This is a genomic window from Paraburkholderia phenazinium, from assembly GCF_900100735.1.
Classification (GTDB): domain Bacteria; phylum Pseudomonadota; class Gammaproteobacteria; order Burkholderiales; family Burkholderiaceae; genus Paraburkholderia; species Paraburkholderia phenazinia.
Genome location: NZ_FNCJ01000048.1, coordinates 1 through 1966, shown reverse-complemented (window position 1 = coordinate 1966; position 1966 = coordinate 1). Strand labels below are relative to the sequence as shown.

The following is a 1966-nucleotide window of genomic DNA, read 5'->3' as shown; positions in this document are numbered from 1 at the left end:
CTGCGCATACGTCACCTGCTCGCTGCCATCGCTCAGCGCAATGGCGTCAGGACGCGCAGCCGCCCGTGCAGCAATACGCGCCGTCACCGGCTCGACGGCGAAGGCGGATGCGTCCGGCAGGCGCCGCACCGCTTCGTCGCGAATCTCCGGCAATTCGAACGACGCGATCCGCGCATCAGGCGTCACACTCCACTGCTCGAGCAGGCCCGTGAAGTTGCGCGCAAGCCGCTCGATGGTCGACGCGTTGAACACGTCGGTCGCGTACGTCAGCGTCAGATCGAGCGCGTCGTCGGCCGTTTCGGCGATATTCAGCATCAGATCGAACTGGGCCTCGCCGTTGTCGACGTCCTGCACCGTCACGCGCAGCCCATCGCCGAACGACGCACCGAGGTCGTGGCGCTGCTGCTGGTTGACGAGCACCTGGAACAGCGGCGTATGCGACAGGTCGCGCTCGGGCTGCACGGCCTTGACCACACTTGCGAACGGCACGTCCTGGTTCGCGTGTGCGCAAAGCAGCTGTTCGCGCACTTCGCCGATCAGTTGCGCCGCGCGCTTTTCGCCGTGCGGCGCTGTGCGGATCACAACGGTGTTGACGAAGAAACCCGCGACGTCCGCAGCGCCCGGCAGATCGCGCCCCGCGAGCGGCACGCCGAGGCGGATGTCGGACTGGCCCGAGTAGCGGTAGAGCAACGCGTCGAACGCGGCGAGCAACGTCATGAAGAGTGTCGCGCGACGCGCCCCGGCAAGTGAGCGCAGGGCGGACGCGGTTGCGGCCGGCACCTGTGTGCGATAGCGCGCGCCGGGTGCCCGGCGCACGCCGGCACGCGCGCGGTCATACGGCAACGCAAGCGTCGCGGCCGACCCGTCATCGTTTGCCAGCGCGGTGCGCCACCAGGCGAGCTGCTCGTACTCCCTCTCTGGCGTCAGTTGCGCGGCGCGTGCCGCGATCAGCTTGTGATAGGCCGTCGCCGACGCTGCCGCGACGCTCTCATCGTCTACAAAGGCCATACGGCCGGACTCGCCATATTCGCGATACAGGCGCGAGAAGTCCCGGAGCAGCAGACCGACCGACCAGTCGTCGCTGACAATGTGATGCAGCACCAGATGCAACACGTGACGATCGTCGGCGACGCGGATCAGCGTCGCGCGCACGGGCGGTTCGCCGGTCAGATCGAACGGCGTGCGCACCAGTTCGGCGAGACACGCCGCCAGCGCTTCGTCGTCCGTCACGTCGAGCGTGCGCGGCAAGTCGAGCAGACGGATCTCACTGCGGCTCGCAGCATCGATACGCTGACAGGGCACACCCGCCACCTCGGCGAAGCGCATGCGCAGCGCCGGATGCCGTTCGCCCAACGCGCCGAACGCGGCGCGCAGTGCATCGACGTCAAGCCGGCCATCAAAGCGCAGCGCACCGTTCACGTGGTACGCGGCGCTCGCTGGATCGAGCTTCCACAGGAACCAAAGGCTTTGCTGCGACGCCAACAGAGGCATCGGCGCAGCCATGTCCACATGCGTGACGGCGGTTTCGCTTGCAACTGCGATTTCGCGCGCGGTTGCGGCAAGAGAGGCAGCAGACGCCGGCGCATCCGTGCCGGCCGTAGCGGATCGAGCATCACGCAGCAGTGCCGCGAAGTCTTCCAGCAGCGTATGTTCGAACACCGCGCGCAGCGCAGGCGCGTCGCCAAAGGCCGCACGCACGGCGGAAATCACGCGCACCGCCAGCAGCGAATGGCCGCCGAGCAGGAAGAAGTCGTCACGTGCGCCGACACGCTCGACACCGAGCACGTCCTGCCAGATCGCCGCGAGCCTGGTCTCGGCTTCGTCGCGCGGGGCGATGAAGGCCGCCCGGCCCGAGGCGGCAGCTTCGGGCACGGGCAATGCGCGGCGGTCGAGCTTGCCGTTCGGCGTCAGCGGGAAGCGCGCGAGCTCCACATACGACGACGGTACCATGTGCGCCGGCAGGCGG

At 68.3% G+C, this 1966-nt stretch carries 1 protein-coding gene; it reads right to left on the bottom strand.

Annotation, left to right across the window (positions count from 1 at the left end; translation table 11 throughout):
* Window positions 1-1966: condensation domain-containing protein (locus BLQ92_RS39100; RefSeq protein ID WP_244896724.1), on the bottom strand; the 1966-nt coding region annotated here is incomplete at both ends.